The organism is Exiguobacterium mexicanum, assembly GCF_005960665.1.
GTDB classification, from domain to species: domain Bacteria; phylum Bacillota; class Bacilli; order Exiguobacteriales; family Exiguobacteriaceae; genus Exiguobacterium; species Exiguobacterium mexicanum_A.
In genome coordinates this window covers 1765056-1781598 of sequence record NZ_CP040676.1, presented here as the reverse complement: position 1 = coordinate 1781598, position 16543 = coordinate 1765056, and the positions used below count along the sequence as shown (strand labels likewise).

Here is a 16543-nt window from a genome sequence, read left to right as displayed (position 1 = left end):
CACCAGAGACATCTTCCTAGGCTGTGAGAAGATGGGGGTCCGGTCGACCGAAGCTAGTCTGGAGTCCCCACTCACCCTGGGCGCCTCATCCGCGTTATCGGATGTTCGAGGCACGGCTTTGCCGTGCGAACGAGGGTGGTACCACGAAGCGATGCTTTCGTCCCTTTCCACAGGGATGAGCATCGCTTTTTTTCGTTTCGTTTAAACTGAAGGAGGAATTGTTGATGAAACCGCTCAAACCATTAACTGGCGCACAGATTCGCCAAATGTATTTAGATTTCTTCAAATCGAAAGGACACAGTGTCGAGCCGAGTGCCTCACTCGTACCGGTCGAGGACCCGACGCTTCTTTGGATCAACTCAGGCGTCGCGACGCTCAAAAAATACTTTGACGGCCGTGTCATTCCAGCCAACCCGCGCATCGTCAACGCGCAGAAGTCGATTCGGACAAACGATATCGAGAACGTCGGGAAGACGGCGCGTCACCATACGTTCTTCGAAATGCTCGGGAACTTCTCGGTCGGTGATTACTTCCGCGAAGACGCGATCAAATGGGGCTGGGAACTTCTGACGAGCGACGAATGGTACGGGCTCGACCCGGATCGCTTGTCGGTGACGATTCACCCGGAAGATGAAGAAGCGAAACAACTTTGGCTTGCACTCGGCGTGCCGGCCGACCGCATCATCCCACTCGAAGAGAACTTCTGGGAAATCGGGGAAGGCCCGTCTGGCCCGAACACAGAAATCTTCTTCGATCGCGGACCTGCGTTCGGCGACGACCCGACCGACCCAGAACTATACCCGGGCGGCGAGAACGAGCGTTACCTTGAAATTTGGAACATCGTTTTCAGTCAGTTCAACCATGACGGGCACGGCAACTATACCGAGCTCCCACGGAAAAACATTGATACAGGGATGGGTCTCGAGCGGATGGCGAGCGTCATGCAAGACGTACCGACGAACTTCGACACGGACTTGTTCATGCCAATCATCCGCGAGACAGAGAAAATCAGCGGCGAGACGTACCGCACCGACAGCAGCAAAGACGTGGCGTTCAAAGTCATCGCTGACCACATCCGCACCGTCTCGTTCGCGATCGGAGACGGGGCGCTCCCATCGAACGAAGGCCGTGGCTACGTGCTTCGTCGTTTGCTCCGCCGTGCCGTCCGCTATGCGAAGATGCTAGGCATCGAGCGTCCGTTCATGTATGAGCTCGTCGACGTCGTCGGCGACATCATGGTCGACTTCTACCCTGAAGTCCGTGAGAAGAAAGACTTCATCAAGAAAGTCGTCAAGAATGAAGAAGAACGTTTCCACGAGACGCTCCATGACGGTCTCGCTATCTTGAACGAAGTCGCGAAAGCGCAAAAAGCGGCCGGTTCGAACGTCATCAGCGGTGAAGATGCGTTCCGTCTCTACGATACGTACGGTTTCCCGCTCGAGTTGACGATCGAGTACGCCGAAGACCACAAATTGACGGTCGACGAGGATGGATTCAAACAAGCGATGAACGCTCAGCGTGAACGCGCTCGGACTGCCCGTGCCGACGTTGAGTCGATGCAAATCCAGTCAGGCGTTCTTGCGGAAATTACGCTTCCATCATCATTCGTCGGGTACACGAACCTCGGAACTGAAGCGAAAATCATCAGCTTGATTCATGATGGAGAGCTCGTTGACGTCGTCGCAGCAGGGGAAGAAGCGCAAGTCATCCTCGATCAGACGCCATTCTACGCTGAGAGCGGCGGTCAAATCGGTGATAAAGGACAAATCGTCGGGTCGGACTTCGTCCTTCACGTGAAAGACGTCTCGAAAGCACCGAATGGCCAAAACTTGCATACGGTCACGGTCACGTCAGGTGTCGCCAAGGCAGAAGTCGCGGTGACGGCTACGGTCGACTTCGATTCGCGTCAAGCGATCATCAAAAACCACACAGCGACGCACTTGTTGCATCGCGCGTTGAAAGACACGCTCGGTGAGCACGTCAACCAAGCAGGTTCGCTCGTGACACCAGACCGTCTTCGCTTTGACTTCTCGCACTTCGGCCAAGTGACGGCTGAAGAGCTCCAATCGATCGAACGTCAAGTGAACGAACGCATCTGGGCGTCAATCGCTGTCGATATCGAAGAAATGAACATCGCCGATGCGAAAGCGAAAGGTGCGATGGCGCTCTTCGGTGAGAAGTACGGGGATGTCGTCCGCGTCGTCGCTGCCGGTGACTCGGTCGAACTTTGCGGTGGCTGCCACGTCGGCAACACGGCGGAAATCGGTCTCTTCAAAATCTTGTCGGAATCAGGAATCGGAGCCGGTACACGTCGCATCGAGGCGGTCACAGGAGCTGGTGCTTACGAAGTGATGAACCAGCACATCGAGACGCTCGAGACGGCAGCAAAACTGCTCAAGACAAAACCGCTCGAAGTGCCGACGCGTGTCCAAGCGCTTCAAACTGAAATGAAAGAACTCGAACGCGCGAGCGAATCGCTCAGAGCGAAACTCGCCAACATCGAAGCGTCGTCACTCACAGACGCCATCGAGACGTTCGGTGATGTCCAATTGATCGCTAAGCGCGTCGACGGACAAGATATGGACGCGCTCCGTGGCATGGTCGACGAATTGAAAGGCAAGCTCGGCTCGGCCGTCATCTTGCTCGGCTCGGCGAACGGCGACAAGGTCAACCTCGTCGCAGGTGTGACGAAAGACTTGAACGACCGTGGCTTCCATGCCGGGAAATTGATCAAAGAAGTGGCGACACGTTGTGGCGGAGGCGGCGGAGGCCGTCCTGACATGGCGCAAGCCGGAGGCCGTGATGCGACAAAACTGGATGAAGCATTGAAGTTTGCTTCACATTACGTTCAATCACTGGCATAATAGAGTGTGAAGTGCAAACGGAAAGAGGTGGATTCTTGTGAGCCAAATGGATCGCACGATGCAATTCAATTTTCCAGAAGATGATAATCGAGCCAACACTCGGGAGACACTAATCACGGTGTATCAAGCACTCGAGGAGAAAGGCTACCAACCGATCAATCAAATCGTCGGATACTTGTTGTCAGGTGACCCTGCCTACATCCCGCGTCATAACGATGCGCGAAACTTAATTCGCAAAATCGAACGAGATGAGCTGCTCGAAGAGTTGGTCAAATCGTATTTGAACGATCGTAGAGAGGATTAATATGAAGCGAGTCATGGGGCTCGATGTCGGTTCGAAGACGATTGGGGTCGCCGTGAGCGACCTCATGGGATGGACGGCGCAAGGCGTGGAGACGGTCTACTGGACCGAGCCGGACTTTGAGGAAGCTGTCCGTCTGCTTCAACCGATTATTGAGCAGTACGATGTGAAAGAAGTCGTTGTCGGCCTCCCGAAGAACATGAACGCGACAATCGGACCTCGGGGCGAGGCGTCACAGGCGTTTGCCGCGGCCCTCACCGAAGCGACCGGTTTGCCGACGGTTCTCGTCGACGAGCGTTTGACGACGATGCAAGCGGAGCGGATGCTCATTTCAGCAGACGTCAGCCGAAAAAAGAGAAAGGCCGTCATCGATAAGATGGCAGCCGTCATGATTTTACAAAATTACCTGGATCGTGCAGGCAAATAAGGAGGAATTACTCATGGCAGAAATCCGTCGTGAAGAAGAAATGTACCGTATTCCAGACGAAAATGGAGACGAGCATTTATTTGCAGAAATTTTCCGGATGACGAGCGACCGCTCGAAGAAGACGTTTGTCGTTCTTGAGCCGGTCGGCAATCCAGAAACAGAAGACGAAGATGACGACACAATCGAAGTGTACGCGTTTGAAATCGAAGAACTTGAAGATGGCGAGTTCATCTTGAAGCTCGTCGAAGACGATGATGACTTCGAGGAAGTCATGGAAGCGTTCGATATCGTCAATGACGAAGTTGGTTTAGACTAATACGTGGACGGGCGACTAGGGGAAACCCTCGTCGCCCATCTTCATAACAGAAGAACAGGGGAGAAATGCGCATGAACCATCCATCGATGTTTGATGAGAAGCGTGCACGTAACCGGATTGTTCGGCGAATTACGGTTATCATCCTTGCTGTCTTTCTTCTAGTGATCGCCACAGGTGCCGCGGTATCTTATGCGTTCGTGAAACGATCGCTCGAACCCGTTGACCCAGCTTCGACCGAAACGGTCGAGGTCGAGGTTCCGCTCGGTGCAGGTTCTGGTTACATTGGCGAACTACTCGAAGAGAATGGCCTCGTGAGGAATAGCACGATTTTCCGTTTTTACACACGGTTTAAAAATGAATCATCGTTCCAAGCGGGGACGTATACGTTGTCTCCGTCACAATCACTTGACGAGTTGATCGCCACGTTGAAGACGGGGAAAGTCATCGTCGTCCCGGATATCAAATTGGTGATCCCGGAAGGCTTTACGATCGACCAAGTCATCTCGCGTCTCGCAAAACAGGCTGATATTCCGAAAGAAGAGATTTCGGACCAACTGAGCGACGAGGAGTATATCCGCTCGCTCGTCAATGAGCATGAGATGCTGACGGACGAAGTGCTCGCCGACGGAATTTATCACCCGCTCGAAGGTTACTTGTTCCCGGCAACGTATGAGTTCGATAAAGGTGTGACGCTCACTCAGATCATCGATGAGATGCTCAAGCCGACCGAACAGCTCTATCTCGAATACGGCGATGCGGTCGAAGCGTCGGGACGCACGTTCCATGAGACGTTATCGCTCGCCTCGATCGTTGAGAAAGAAGCGGTCTCGACGGAAGACCGTCAAGAGATCGCGGGTGTGTTTGAGAACCGTCTGGCCGATGGCATGAAGTTGCAGTCCGACCCGACCGTCTGGTATGGTACCGGGGAGACTTCGATTTTCACATCGTTCAACGATCTCCAAAACGATTCACTTTATAACACATACCGCTACGAAGGGATCCCAATCGGACCAATCGCTGCGGTCAGTCGTGACGCATTCGTCGCCACGCTCAATCCGAACGATACGGATAACGTTTATTTCTACGCCCGACCACCGCGTGAAGGATTCCCGAACGGGGAAGTCTTGTTCGAAGTGGAGTACGAGGCGCACCAACAGAACGTCAACAAGTATCGTCCAGAATGGGAAGCGTTCGAAGAAGCAAACAACAATTGACGGATATGCGACCGGAAGCCTTGGCTTCCGGTCGTTTGAATGATTAGAGAGTAAGAGGTGTACGACGTGGAACATTCATCCTATGAAGGTTACGTGGAGAACTTGGTCACGCCCCGGTCGCCGTTATTGGCGGAGATGGAGGCGTTCGCCCGAGAACATCACGTGCCAATCATGGACTTGACCGGATCTGAAGTGTTGCTGTCGCTTCTCGCGATGCAACGTCCGAAACGGATCCTTGAGGTCGGTACGGCAATCGGATACAGTGCGATTCGAATGGCTGAACTGTTGCCGGACGCGGAAATCGTCACGATCGAACGAAACGCACGACGTCACGAAGAGGCACTCGGCTTTATCGGACGCTCGGACGTATCGGACCGAATCACTGTCATTCATGGTGATGCGGTGGAGTTGATCGGGACGATTGAAGGAGAATTCGATGCGGTCTTTATCGACGCGGCCAAAGGTCAGTATCAAAAATTCTTTGATGGGTATGGCGCTTTAGTACCAATTGGTGGTACGATTTACAGCGATAATTTATTTTTACGAGGGGACGTCCTGCTCGAGGATGTGTCAGTGCTTGACCGTCGACGCCGCCGGCTTGTTCGTCTCGTAAAAGAGTTTACTGAGCAATTGATGGCACGGACCGATTATCATACTGCAATTTTGCCCCTTGGTGATGGCCTAGCAATCAGTCGTAAATTACGATGAGGAGGACTTAACTTTGATGCAACATAAACCCGTCATTATCGGCGTGGCCGGGGGGACCGGATCAGGTAAGACGACCGTGGCCCGCGCGCTCGTGGATGCGTTCAAAGGACAATCGGTCGTCATGATCGAGCAAGACGCGTATTATAAAGACCAGTCAGAGATGACGATGGAAGAACGATATAAGACGAACTATGACCACCCGTTCGCATTCGATAACGATCTTTTGATCGAGCATATCAAGCAGTTACAAGAGCACAAGGCCATCGAGAAACCGGTGTATGACTATGCGGCGCACACGCGCTCGGACAAGACGATCTTGATCGAGCCGGTCGACGTCGTCATCGTCGAAGGTATTTTGGCGCTCGAGGACGATCGTCTGCGTGACTTGATGGACATTAAAGTGTTCGTCGACACGGATGCGGACGTCCGCATCCTACGCCGGATGCAGCGCGATCTCAATGAGCGGGGCCGGTCAATCGACTCGGTTGTCGCCCAGTATACGAACGTCGTCCGGCCGATGCATCTTCAATTTTGTGAGCCGACGAAACGCTACGCGGATATCATCGTCCCTGAAGGCGGAGAGAACTTTGTCGCAATCGATTTGCTCGTGACGAAGATTCGCTGGGTGCTGACAGAACGTAACCGCGCGTAAGGGAAATAAATCGTTTTCAATGTGAACTACTCACCACTTGCTTGTTTCGCAACTTGAAGTGGGAGTTTCTTGGGAAGACCGTGCTTTTACTAGCCGCGGTTATGGACCAAGCTCGTCGGGCAGTCCCTGCCCTGAGGTGTTCCGGTCGGCGAGGCGCAACAGGTTGAGGCTCGCGTTGACGTCGCGGTCGTGGTGTGCGCCGCATGCGCCGCATGTCCACTCCCGGATGTCTAGGCCCTTCCTGCCGTCGTTCTCGCCACAGTTCGAACAGAGTTGGGTCGAGGCGAACCACGGGTCGGCCTTGATCAGCGTCCGCCCGTAGAACTTACATTTATATTCGAGTTGTCGGACGAACTCGCCCCATCCGGCGTCCCCGATCGATTTCGCCAGGCGGCGGTCTTTCATCATCTCTCTGGGCTTCAGCGTCTCGACCACGACGACTTGGTTCTCATCGACGATGCGTCGCGACAGCTTATGGAGGAAGTCGTGCCGTCGGTTTTTGACCTGTTCGTGTCTCTTCGCGAGGAGGAGCCGCGCTTTCTCACGGTTCTTGCTGCCGGGCTTCTTGCGGGCGAGGGCGCGCTGCGCTTGTTTGAGCCGCGCCTCGGCCTGTCGCAGGTTGCGCGGGTTCGCAATCTTCTCCGTGACGAGATCGTCGTTCGTCATGACGGCGAAGTGCCCGAGGCCGAGGTCGATCCCGACCTTGTGCTCGGCGGGGACCCACGGCTCGTCGTCCTGTTCGACGAGGAGCGACACGAAGAACCTGCCCGTCCGTGTCATCGACACGGTCGCAGACCGGATCTCCCCGTCGAAACTGCGGTGCTGTGTGAACCGGATGAACCCGACCTTCGGCAGACGGACTTTTCCCGCCTCGATGCGGATCGTGCCGTGCTGGTTGTTCGTCGTGTAGGAGGCGCGCGCCTTCCGTCTCGACTTGAACACCGGGAAGCCGGCCGTCCCTGCGAAGAATTTTACGAACGCCGCGTCGAGGTGCAGCTTCGCGTTCGCGAGCGCGAGGCTGTCCGCCTCACAAAGGAACGGGAACAGTGGCTTGTAGGAGGCGGGTGTCGGCGATTTCCGTCTCGGCCCACCGCCCGCCTTCGCCTCCTCGTGAATGGTGATACGGTCCTCGAGCAGCTTGTTGTAGATGAACCGGGCGCAGCCGATCGTCCGGATCAGGAACTCGGCCTGTGCCGCCGTCGGGTGGAGCCGGTATTTGTAGCCCTTCAGCATGTCCGTCCCTCCTTTGGGCGGTGTCAGGATGAGTCTCGTCCCATTCCGATACCCGCGGTGGGGGCGAGAGAATCTGACAGAATCACGAACCTTTGTTCGTTATATCTGTCACAGGGATATCCAAAGAATTTGCAAGCAGGCGGTTCATCTTCCACCTACGCTGGGCCTTCCCTCTTCGACGTTTAGAGGTGGGAGAATTCTCGCCAAATTTAGTTAAAAGAGCTTTGACACTCTCACCATTGAAACCGTGGGATTCTGAAGTGCTTGTGCGAACGCAGTTCATTTTTGTTTTGTTCAAGCCTTCAAATGAGAGTGTGCCATCACCTCTACCGAGATAGACTCTATAGGTCCCCAGGTTGGTGGACTGTGACCATCTACCACAGGTCGTTACAGGTGTGCCTACTTGATGTTTTAGCGTCTTTAGCATGACGACAAGCATCGTATCATCGGTCTGCTGCCGGACTCGATTTTAAAGGTCGGTGGACAAAGGTGTTTTAGAGACTTGTATGTGTCTATGCGATAGATTTAACCGAATGTCGGATATGGAGAACGTCCGAACTCACGTTTATCCCATGTTTAAAAACGGGATGTGTCGGATATGGGCTTTCCCGTTCGTAAATTCTGTAATATACTAGGAGACAATGAAGGAGTGACAGAAATGGCTGAAAAACAACATTACATGACGTTAGACGGAAAAGCGAAAATCGAAAATGAATTGAACGAACTGAAGACGGTGCGCCGTAAAGAAGTCGTTGAGAATATTAAGATTGCCCGCGATTTCGGAGACTTGTCTGAGAACGCTGAGTACGATGCAGCGAAAGAAGAGCAGGCAATGGTCGAAGGACGGATTGCTCAACTCGAAGAGATGCTTCGTAACGCAGTCATCATCCAAGACGATGTGGCTGATAACTCGATGGTCGCAATCGGAAAGACCGTGACGTTCTTCATTCAAGAAGATAACGAGAATGAAACGTACACAATCGTCGGTGGCGCAGAGGCTGACCCGTTCACAGGAAAAATCTCGAACGAATCACCGATTGCGAAAGCACTTCTCGGCCGTACGGTCGGAGATGTCGTCAACGTGCAAACGCCGGGCGGCGACATGGTCGTCGAAATCAAAGAAATCAAGTAACACAAACGAGCGACTTCCGCATGGATGTCGCTCTCTTTCTGAGGAGGCAATTATCATGAAAATCGGAATCATTGGAGCGATGGAAGAAGAAGTGAACTTGCTCCGCAACGAATTGACAGAACGGACAGACACAGAGATCGCCAACTATCACTTCTATGAAGGATACCTCGGCAACGTCGAAGTCGTCATTTTAAAGTCAGGCATCGGGAAAGTGAATGCGGCCATCGGTACGACGCTTCTCATTGACAAGTTCAAACCGGATGTCGTCATCAATACCGGTTCGGCGGGCGGCTTTAAAAAAGGAATGAAAGTCGGAGACGTCGTCGTCTCGACCGAAGTCCGTCATCACGATGTCGATGTGACCGCGTTCGGCTACGAGTACGGGCAAGTGCCAGGCATGCCGGCAGCGTACACGGCTGACGCTCATTTGATGGATGTCTGTAAAGAAGTGATTGAGAGCCTCCATGATGTGAACGTCCACACGGGCCTCATCGTGACAGGTGACTCGTTCATCAACGACTCGAAACGTGTTGCCGACATCCTCGGTCGTTTCGAAGGTGTCGCGGCTGTCGAGATGGAAGCCGCTCCGATCGCACAGACGTGCTACCAGTTCGGGATTCCGTTCGTCGTGACCCGTTCGATTTCGGACAGCGCCGACGAGGAAGCAAACTTGTCGTTCGATGAATTTTTAGAAACGGCATCCATCAATTCGGCAAAAATGGTCATGGCCGTCACGAAACGACTCGGTCAAAGTGAATAATCGAGAGGGATGCGTTGACATCCCTTTTTTATTCCCTTATATTAGTACCAGATACTAAGAATAGGGGTCATCACTATGAACATTGGAATCATTGGGATTGGTTCGTTCCTTCCGGAGCACCGGGTCACGAACATCGATTTGGAAAAACGAATGGATACGAGCGATGAATGGATTCGGACCCGGACCGGAATCGAGGCGCGACATTTGGCCGACACCGATTTGAGTGTCGCCGACATGGCCACACAGGCTGCCGAGCGGGCGCTCCAAAGCGCCGGTGTCTCGATTGAAGACATCGATGCGATTATTTGCGCGACGGCCACGGCGCCATCGTTCCCGGCAACAGCGTGTCTCGTACAGGCCAACCTCGGAGCGAAGCGAGCGGTCGCTTTCGACGTCAGTGCCGCCTGTAGCGGCTTCATCTTCGCGATGGATACGGCGAAGAGCATGATGCAGGCGAAAGGGTTGAAACGGACGCTCGTCATCGGAGCGGAGAAGATGGGCAACCTCATCGACTGGGACGATCGTTCGACCGCCGTCTTGTTCGGTGACGGGGCAGGTGCCGTCGTTCTCGGTGAAGACGAAGTCGCAGCCATCGACTCCATCGTACTCGGCAGCGACGGGACCGGCGGAAAGTTCTTGTATGAGAACGAAGAAGGTAAAATCGTCATGAACGGACGTGAAGTCTTCAAGTTCGCCGTTCGTAAAATGCCAGATATCGTCTTAGAGGCGCTACAAGGGGCTGGAAAGACGATTGAGGACCTCGACGTCCTCGTGCCGCACCAAGCCAACCGTCGCATCATCGACGCTGCAATCGAACGGTTAGGGCTTCACGAAGAAAAGGTTGTCGTCACGATTCAAGACCATGCGAACACGTCAGCCGCTTCGATTCCGCTCGCTTTGGCCGAAGCGGTCAAGCACGGTAAGATTTCAAACGGTCAGACGGTCGTCGTCGCCGGATTCGGCGCCGGGCTCACATGGGGAGCGAGTTGTCTAACATGGAATAACGCTAACATCACGGAGGAGATTAACGCATGAAACGAGTAGTCATCACAGGATTAGGAGTCGTATCCCCACTCGGGAACGACGTTACGGCAATGTGGGAGCGACTGTTGAACGGGGACAATGCAGTCGATACGTTAACGAAGATTGATATTAGCCAATATCCGGCGAAAGTTGGGGCTGAAGTCAAAGAATGGAACATCGATCACTTGGTCGAGCCGAAAGAAGCGCGCAAGATGGATTCGTTCATCCAATACTCGATTTTAGCCGCTGACGCTGCGCATCGGGATAGCGGTCTAGATGTGAAAGCAATCGCGGACGATGTCGGGATTTGGATCGGAAGCGGGATCGGTGGGGTCGAAACAATCGACAAACAAGCGAGCATCTTGCATGAACGGGGACCACGTCGCATCAGCCCATTCTTCATCCCGATGATGATTCCAAACATGGCGAGCGGTCAAGTTTCGATTTACCTCGGAGCAAAAGGGCCGAGCAACTGCTCGGTCACAGCTTGTGCATCTGGAACGAACTCAATCGGTGAAGCGTTTAAAGTCATCCAACGTGGTGATGCCCTCGCGATGTTCGCAGGTGGGGCCGAAGCACCAATCACGCCGCTCTCATTCTCAGGATTCTGTGCCAACAAGGCACTATCGACGAATCCAGACCCGAACACGGCATGCCGCCCGTTCGATCAGAACCGTGACGGCTTCATCATGGGTGAAGGCGCGGGCGTGCTTGTTCTCGAGGAATATGAGCATGCGAAAGCGCGCGGAGCCAAAATGTATGCGGAAGTCGTCGGGTATGGCATGAGTTCGGACGCTTACCACATCACGGCACCGTCACCTGAGGCAGAAGGTGGATCAAAAGCGATGAACGAGGCGCTTCGTGACGCGGGAATTCGTCCAGAAGACGTTCAATACATCAACGCACACGGGACGAGCACACCACTCAACGACATGCTCGAGACGAAAGCGATCCACAACGTTTTCGGTGACCACGCGCACAACTTGGCCGTCAACTCATCAAAATCGATGATCGGGCACTTGCTCGGCGCAGCCGGCGGAGTCGAGGCCGTCATCACGGCGCTATCGATTCATGAGGGACGGATTCATCCGACGATCAACTGTGAGACACCAGCTGATGATTGCGATTTAGACTATGTCCGTGATGGAAATCGGGAACTTGATATCCAGTACGCACTGAGCAACTCGCTTGGCTTCGGGGGCCACAACGCGACGCTCGCATTCGCGAAAGTGAACGACTAATAGTAGAAAAAAGTGACAAAAACGGGTAGGGTATAAGGGTTGGTCTAACAGAGAGGAGAATGCCAGATGAAACGATTTTTCATCGGTGCCGCCTTGTTGGGTTCAGTCCTTATCCTTTTTTTCGTTATTTGGTACGGACAACGAGAGCAGGCACGAGAATTACTACCACCAGAAGAACAAATCGTGACGATCCATGGAGAGACGTTGCCGGAGCAGCCGAACACACTGCTCGCGATCGATCCGAGTTCGCAAACTGTGTTATCGCATATTTATGAAGGATTGTATCGCTTCGGAGCGGACGGTGAGATTGAACCGGGACTCGTTGAGACGATGACGCGTTCCGAGGACGGGGCGACATATACGTTTAACTTGAAGGCAAGTCAAACTGTGAATGGAAATGCGATCACGGCTGAAACGTTCGTCGAGCATTTTCGCATGCTCGCCGATGACGATACGAATTCCCCGTTCAGTTTCCTCCTCGGAGATGTATTGAACGCGAAAGCGATCAGTCTCGGGACGAAAGAACCAGAGACGCTCGGCGTGAAAGCGATTGACGAACAGACACTTGAGCTGACGCTCGAGCGGCCGATGGAAGGGTTCGAGCAGATGTTAGCGATGCCGGCCTTTCTGCCGCAGACGATGATTGGGGAGTGGCAAGAACTCGACGCGAACGGACCGTTCCAAATCGAGTCAATCGACGCGGCCCAGGCGACGTTGATAAAAAACGAGGATTATTATGATGCAGATCGCGTCACGCTCGAAAAGGTTATCATCTGGGCGGATGAAGGTCTAAGTTCAGAGCCCGACGGTATTCACCCGATCCCTTACGGCACGGACGAGGGGACAATCGAATCACTCGAAGGTAAGCTCGTTGATGTTCCGCGAAGCGGCGTCTTCTATTTAAAACCGAACGTCGACGAGTATCCGTTCGATGATGCCGATTTCCGACGCGCGCTCGCGCTCTCCTTAGATCGCGAAGCAGTGGAAGGGTCACTCGCAAGAGCCGAACGGACGACAGAACGATTGCTCGTCACCGATCAAACGGAGACGGAGCCGACGCTTGAAGGAGAGGCGGCGACACTGTTCGCAGACGTGCTTGATCGGCTCGAAGAAGAGGAAATCGAGATTGAGTTGCTCAGCTTTGTCGATGAAGAGGCGAGACAAATCGCCCAGACGATTGAAACAGAGCTTGAACAACTTCCTGGTCTTCAAGTGAACGTCGTCGAGTTGCCGCTCGGTGACAAAGTTAGGAAAGAAGTCGCAGGCGATTACGCGTTGTCACTATCAGGGTGGCAACCGGACTACCCGGCATTCAGTGCCTATTTGACCCAATTCGAGACAAATAACTATTTGAATTCGAGCGGATACACGGACGAAACGTTCGATCGTTTGATGGATGAGGCCCGCTCGACAGAAGTACTTGCGGACCGGAACGAGACGTATCGACAGGCGGAAAAACGGCTGTTGGAAGAAGCTGTCGTTATCCCAATCTACCAAGCTGGAAGATCTTACGCAGTCGATTCCAAATATGCGGAAATCGGTTTTCCGGTCATCGGTCCTTCGTACGTCCTAACTTTTTCTAAAGTTTATGAAAAATGAGCTTAAAGCCCGTCTCCCTAGGCGGGCTTTTAGCCTATAATAAAAATTTTTTAGAAAAATCAAAATAAACACTTTGCAAAATTATCAGAATATTGTATTATTGCTTCAACGGGATTGTGGTAGCAAATTTTGTAAAGTGAGATATCTGAATTTTCTACCATCGTTCATTTCGTTAAACCGAAAAAAATCAGGGGGTCATCGCAATGAATAAGAAAAAAGGTTTTGCTTTAGCAACGTCGGTAACGCTTCTATCTAGCGCATTCCTAGCAGCTTGCTCGGGTGGGGAAGAAGAGACATCATCAAATAAACAAGGTTCTGAAGGCGGCGCAGACGAGGAGCAAGTCCTCAACTTGCTCGATAGTTCTGACATCCCTTCACTTAACCCTACACTCGCGACAGACGCGGTTTCGTTCAACGTGTTGAACAACGTTAACGAGGGTCTTTATCGTATGGATAAAGACGATAACCCGACACCAGGGATCGCAGAGTCACATGAAGTCTCTGAAGACGGTAAAACGTACACGTTCAAAATCCGTGAAGGCGCAACTTGGTCTAACGGTGAGCCTGTAACAGCTAACGACTTCGAATACGCTTGGAAAGAAGTCCTTAACCCGGACAACGCTTCACAATATGCTTACGTCATGTCAATCATCGAAGGTGCTGAAGCCTACAACACTGGCGAAGGCGAGCGCGACGCTGTCGGCGTCACTGCGACTGATGAGCAGACACTTGAAGTTAAATTGACTGCACCAGCTGATTACTTCCTCGGTCTCACAAGCTTCGGCGTATTCATGCCTAAACTTGAGTCGTTCGACAAAGAGCAAGGCGAGAACTTCGGTACGTCGGCAGAGACAACGCTCTACAACGGACCGTTCAAACTCGAAAGCTGGGAGCGCGAGCAAGGCTGGAAAATGGTCAAAAACGACGACTATTGGGATGCTGAAGCCGTCAAACTTGAAGAAATCAACGTTAAAGTCGTTAAAGAAGTTTCAACAGGTGTTAACTTGTACGAAAACGGCGACGTTGACCGCACTGGTTTGACTTCTGAACTCGTTGCTCAATACCAAGACAACGAAGACTTCTCAACTGTCGTCGAGCCAACACTCTTCTACCTTCAGTTCAACACTGAGGTTGAAGCGCTCGACAACCAAAACATCCGTAACGCGATTGACGCGGCATACGATAAAGCAGCGATCTCTGAAACGCTCCTTGCGAACGGTTCAGTCCCTGCCAACTACCTCGTACCTAAAGACTTCGTCACTGGACCAGACGGCGCGGACTTCCGTGAAGCGAACGGCGACATCGGCGGCTACGACGTGGACAAAGCGAAAGAGCTTTGGGAAAAAGGACTTGAAGAACTCGGTCAAGACTCTGTCGAAATCGAGCTCCTCAACTATGACTCAGAATCTGCGAAGCAAATCGGTGAGTTCATCAAAGGTGAACTTGAGAAGAACCTTCCAGGGATCACGCTCACAATCAAGCAACAACCGTTCAACAACAAACTTGACCTTGAGAACAAAGGTGAGTTCGAGTTGACATTCGCTGGCTGGGGCCCTGACTACCAGGATCCAATGACATTCGTTGACCTCTTCGTCACTGACGGACCATACAACCGTGGTAAGTGGTCGAACGAAGAATTCGACAAGCTCATCGAGTCTGCGAAATCAAGCACAGATGCTGAACAGCGTTGGGCTGACCTTCAAGCTGCAGAGAAAATCGTTCTTGAAGAGAACGCGATCTCGCCAGTTTACCAACGTGGATCGGCTCGCCTCACGAAGCCATACGTTAAAGGAATCGTTGAACACGCGTTCGGCGCTGACTACTCGTACAAGTGGGCATCTATCGAAGGCAAAGAGTAATAAGAAACAACACGCATACAAAAAAGAGACGGGGACGCCTGTCTCTTTTTTTTTGTGTCTTCAGTTTGACCAATCACGTTGCACGAACAAGCCGCCCTTTGCATGCAAAGGGCGGCTACTTTTTATTTCTTCACTTTGGCCCGTTTCCGGTTGAGTCCCATCGCTTTCTCGATTTTCGCGAGATTTTTGTTGGCGACGGCTTCCGCTTTCTCACGTCCCGCATCGAGGATGGCGTCGAGCTCAGCGGAGTCGACGAGTTCGTGATAGCGATTTTGGATCGGCTCGAGCATGGCGACGACGGCTTCGGCGACGTCTTGCTTGAACGTTCCATAGTTCGAGTCTTTGTAGCGTTCGACAAGTTCAGCGATTGGGGTATCGGTCGAGAGCGAGTAAATCTCAAGCAAGTTCGAGATGCCCGGTTTGTTCTCACGGTCGAAGCTGATGACACCGCTCGAGTCCGTGACGGCGCTCTTGATTTTTTTACGGATGACGTTCGGCTCATCGAGCATCGAGATGAAGCCCTTCGCATTCGCGTCTGATTTCGACATTTTTTTGACAGGGTTCGTCAAACTCATGATGCGCGCACCTTCTTTTTGAATGAGCGGCTCCGGAATCGTGAACGTCTCATAGTATCGTTTGTTGAAGCGCTCGGCCAAATCACGCGTCAATTCGACGTGTTGTTTTTGGTCATCGCCGACCGGGACGAGTTCCGTGCCGTACAAGAGGATGTCGGCCGCCATCAAGGTCGGATAGACGAACAAGCCGGCGCCGATGTTTTCACTGTTTTGTGATTTGTCTTTATACTGCGTCATCCGGCTCAGTTCACCCATGCCGGCGATACATGTCAACATCCATCCGAGCTGGGCGTGCGCCTTCACTTCCGATTGGACGAAAATCGTCGACTTCTCAGGATCGAGACCGCAAGCGAGATAGAGTGCGGCGAGCTTGCGCGTGTTGTCCATCAACTCGACGCGGTCGAGTTGAACCGTGATCGAATGGAGATCGACGACACAGTAAAACGCTTCGTGTTCTTCTTGCAGCTCAACAAACTGCTTCATCGCGCCTAAATAGTTACCGAGCGTCACGACGCCGGTCGGCTTAATGCCAGAAAAGATTTTTGCCATGATTACACCTCCAGAGAATATAAAAAACCGCGGTTCCCCGCCCGATAAATCGGGACGAATAACCGCGGTGCCACCCAAATTTGCATGAAA

Annotated in this window: 15 protein-coding genes and 1 other annotated feature (1 of these 16 running past the window's edge); of the genes, 13 read left to right on the top strand and 2 right to left on the bottom strand. The window is 52.8% G+C overall.

Annotated features, from left to right (window positions below):
- Positions 1-224 precede the first annotated feature (224 nt).
- The 7 genes from alaS (at position 225) to udk (ending at position 6482) form a co-directional block, all read left to right on the top strand.
- The gene (gene alaS / locus FED52_RS09550) at positions 225-2864 is read left to right on the top strand and encodes an alanine--tRNA ligase (RefSeq protein WP_138859712.1); all 2640 of its coding nucleotides are present in this window, start codon (positions 225-227) and stop codon (positions 2862-2864) included.
- Positions 2865-2901: 37 nt separating this feature from the next.
- Positions 2902-3168, top strand: a complete 267-nt coding sequence (locus FED52_RS09545; protein WP_029595797.1) for an IreB family regulatory phosphoprotein — start codon at positions 2902-2904, stop codon at positions 3166-3168.
- Position 3169: 1 nt separating this feature from the next.
- On the top strand, positions 3170-3592 hold the full coding sequence (gene ruvX / locus FED52_RS09540) for a Holliday junction resolvase RuvX (RefSeq protein WP_034776916.1): 423 nt from the start codon (positions 3170-3172) through the stop codon (positions 3590-3592).
- Between the two features lie 13 nt (positions 3593-3605).
- Complete coding sequence (locus tag FED52_RS09535; RefSeq protein ID WP_034776918.1) at positions 3606-3908, top strand: DUF1292 domain-containing protein; 303 nt, start codon at positions 3606-3608, stop codon at positions 3906-3908.
- Positions 3909-3979: 71 nt separating this feature from the next.
- On the top strand, positions 3980-5122 hold the full coding sequence (gene mltG / locus FED52_RS09530; protein ID WP_138859711.1) for an endolytic transglycosylase MltG: 1143 nt from the start codon (positions 3980-3982) through the stop codon (positions 5120-5122).
- 66 nt (positions 5123-5188) lie between these two features.
- On the top strand, positions 5189-5830 hold the full coding sequence (locus FED52_RS09525) for an O-methyltransferase (protein ID WP_138859710.1): 642 nt from the start codon (positions 5189-5191) through the stop codon (positions 5828-5830).
- A 16-nt stretch (positions 5831-5846) separates the two neighbouring features.
- Complete coding sequence (udk, locus tag FED52_RS09520; RefSeq protein WP_034776924.1) at positions 5847-6482, top strand: uridine kinase; 636 nt, start codon at positions 5847-5849, stop codon at positions 6480-6482.
- Between the two features lie 99 nt (positions 6483-6581).
- On the opposite strand, the gene FED52_RS09515 is transcribed toward udk, so the two are convergent.
- Entirely contained in the window at positions 6582-7715 is a 1134-nt protein-coding gene (locus tag FED52_RS09515) for an RNA-guided endonuclease TnpB family protein (protein ID WP_138859709.1), read from the bottom strand.
- Between the two features lie 658 nt (positions 7716-8373).
- Between FED52_RS09515 and greA the strand changes: the two genes are divergently transcribed.
- The 6 genes from greA (at position 8374) to FED52_RS09480 (ending at position 15329) form a co-directional block, all read left to right on the top strand.
- Positions 8374-8847: a transcription elongation factor GreA gene (gene greA, locus FED52_RS09505; protein ID WP_138859707.1), complete on the top strand. Its 474-nt coding sequence runs from the start codon at positions 8374-8376 to the stop codon at positions 8845-8847.
- Positions 8848-8902: 55 nt separating this feature from the next.
- A complete protein-coding gene (gene mtnN, locus FED52_RS09500; protein ID WP_138859706.1) occupies positions 8903-9607 on the top strand; it encodes a 5'-methylthioadenosine/S-adenosylhomocysteine nucleosidase in 705 nt (234 codons plus the stop codon).
- A gap of 75 nt (positions 9608-9682) precedes the next feature.
- Positions 9683-10642, top strand: coding sequence for a beta-ketoacyl-ACP synthase III (locus FED52_RS09495; RefSeq protein WP_138859705.1), 960 nt, complete (start codon positions 9683-9685; stop codon positions 10640-10642).
- Positions 10639-11871 carry a beta-ketoacyl-ACP synthase II gene (gene fabF / locus FED52_RS09490; protein ID WP_138859704.1) on the top strand — a complete coding sequence of 411 codons (1233 nt, stop codon included), beginning with the start codon at positions 10639-10641 and terminating at the stop codon, positions 11869-11871. The genes FED52_RS09495 and fabF overlap by 4 nt, the downstream gene beginning before the upstream one ends.
- A gap of 66 nt (positions 11872-11937) precedes the next feature.
- Positions 11938-13470 (top strand): peptide ABC transporter substrate-binding protein, encoded by a 1533-nt coding sequence (locus tag FED52_RS09485; RefSeq protein ID WP_138859703.1) that lies wholly within the window; start codon positions 11938-11940, stop codon positions 13468-13470.
- A 203-nt stretch (positions 13471-13673) separates the two neighbouring features.
- Positions 13674-15329, top strand: coding sequence for a peptide ABC transporter substrate-binding protein (locus FED52_RS09480; RefSeq protein ID WP_138859702.1), 1656 nt, complete (start codon positions 13674-13676; stop codon positions 15327-15329).
- A gap of 122 nt (positions 15330-15451) precedes the next feature.
- Here the strand turns inward: FED52_RS09480 and trpS are convergent, their stop codons facing one another.
- Positions 15452-16453, bottom strand: coding sequence for a tryptophan--tRNA ligase (gene trpS / locus FED52_RS09475; RefSeq protein WP_138859701.1), 1002 nt, complete (start codon positions 16451-16453; stop codon positions 15452-15454).
- A gap of 47 nt (positions 16454-16500) precedes the next feature.
- Positions 16501-16543: a binding site (T-box leader), on the bottom strand (it continues 165 nt past the right edge of the window).

Excerpts from the sequence above, each read along its gene's own strand:
- FED52_RS09480 (WP_138859702.1), top strand. The coding sequence starts at position 13,674 with ATGAATAAGAAAAAAGGTTTTGCTTTAGCAACGTCGGTAACGCTTCTA.
- FED52_RS09515 (WP_138859709.1), bottom strand. The coding sequence starts at position 7,715 with ATGCTGAAGGGCTACAAATACCGGCTCCACCCGACGGCGGCACAGGCC.
- alaS (WP_138859712.1), top strand. The coding sequence starts at position 225 with ATGAAACCGCTCAAACCATTAACTGGCGCACAGATTCGCCAAATGTAT.
- ruvX (WP_034776916.1), top strand. The coding sequence starts at position 3,170 with ATGAAGCGAGTCATGGGGCTCGATGTCGGTTCGAAGACGATTGGGGTC.
- FED52_RS09535 (WP_034776918.1), top strand. The coding sequence starts at position 3,606 with ATGGCAGAAATCCGTCGTGAAGAAGAAATGTACCGTATTCCAGACGAA.
- FED52_RS09485 (WP_138859703.1), top strand. The coding sequence starts at position 11,938 with ATGAAACGATTTTTCATCGGTGCCGCCTTGTTGGGTTCAGTCCTTATC.
- udk (WP_034776924.1), top strand. The coding sequence starts at position 5,847 with ATGCAACATAAACCCGTCATTATCGGCGTGGCCGGGGGGACCGGATCA.
- fabF (WP_138859704.1), top strand. The coding sequence starts at position 10,639 with ATGAAACGAGTAGTCATCACAGGATTAGGAGTCGTATCCCCACTCGGG.
- mtnN (WP_138859706.1), top strand. The coding sequence starts at position 8,903 with ATGAAAATCGGAATCATTGGAGCGATGGAAGAAGAAGTGAACTTGCTC.
- FED52_RS09495 (WP_138859705.1), top strand. The coding sequence starts at position 9,683 with ATGAACATTGGAATCATTGGGATTGGTTCGTTCCTTCCGGAGCACCGG.
- mltG (WP_138859711.1), top strand. The coding sequence starts at position 3,980 with ATGAACCATCCATCGATGTTTGATGAGAAGCGTGCACGTAACCGGATT.
- greA (WP_138859707.1), top strand. The coding sequence starts at position 8,374 with ATGGCTGAAAAACAACATTACATGACGTTAGACGGAAAAGCGAAAATC.
- trpS (WP_138859701.1), bottom strand. The coding sequence starts at position 16,453 with ATGGCAAAAATCTTTTCTGGCATTAAGCCGACCGGCGTCGTGACGCTC.